Consider the following 233-nt stretch of genomic DNA (forward strand, 5'->3'; position numbering starts at 1 on the left):
GATACCGTCAAGATGCCGTCATAGGTCCTGCCGGTATAGGCTGCCTTGATGGTCGCATCCTTGATGGCTGGGACAGAGAATGTGGGGCATATCGCCTCGACCTTGATGGCGATGCGGAATTCCGCGCAGACTTCCGCTCCCCGGTAAAGTTGATGATGTTTCGCGTCGACCGGGAATTCCTTCATCTCGATTATGGTGAAGTCATGATTATCGCTCCTCTGGAGCGCTTCCTT

1 pseudogene is annotated in these 233 nt (G+C 54.1%); it reads right to left on the minus strand.

Annotated features, from left to right (window positions below):
• Window positions 1-185: pseudogene (locus KVS69_RS20705) on the minus strand (P-II family nitrogen regulator); the annotation flags it as partial.
• Window positions 186-233: the final 48 nt, after the last annotated feature.

Source organism: Stenotrophomonas sp. GbtcB23 (genome assembly GCF_019091045.1).
Taxonomy (GTDB): domain Bacteria; phylum Pseudomonadota; class Gammaproteobacteria; order Xanthomonadales; family Xanthomonadaceae; genus Stenotrophomonas; species Stenotrophomonas rhizophila_A.